The organism is Asticcacaulis sp. AC460 (genome assembly GCF_000495795.1).
Classification (GTDB): Bacteria; Pseudomonadota; Alphaproteobacteria; order Caulobacterales; family Caulobacteraceae; genus Asticcacaulis.
This window is the reverse complement of sequence record NZ_AWGD01000082.1, coordinates 1-386: the sequence shown is the minus strand read 5'-3', so window position 1 is coordinate 386 and position 386 is coordinate 1. Positions and strand designations below refer to the sequence as shown.

The following is a 386-nucleotide window of genomic DNA, read 5'->3' as shown; positions in this document are numbered from 1 at the left end:
ATCGAGCTGCCGCGCTATTCAAAGTTTGTTCGGTTCGTGCACGATATCTTGGCGCTGAAGATGTTGCGGATATGTCGGATCAGTATGTACTGTGGATACAACTTAGAAACAGTGAAACTCACGAACAAGCAATGGATGAACTTCAGAGCTACTTCGTAAGTTACAATCATAAAACGCTTGAGTATTTGCCATTGGCATTTGCTTTTGGAATTGATATTGATTTTGAGTCTATTGAACAGGAGGTAAATAGACAGACAGCACTAAGTCCAGCGAATAACGCAATTCTCGGTTTGGCTCGTTTTATATTGGCTCAGACACAAAAGCCAATTTCGGCAGCAGTGGATTATATCAGCCGCCATAGAAATCAAATGGAAAGGAGCGTTAAT

The 386-nt window shown here is 41.5% G+C and carries 1 protein-coding gene; it reads left to right on the top strand.

The features are described from left to right. A partial coding sequence (locus ABAC460_RS50300; protein ID WP_162150361.1) for a hypothetical protein occupies positions 1-386 on the top strand: 386 nt, incomplete at both ends.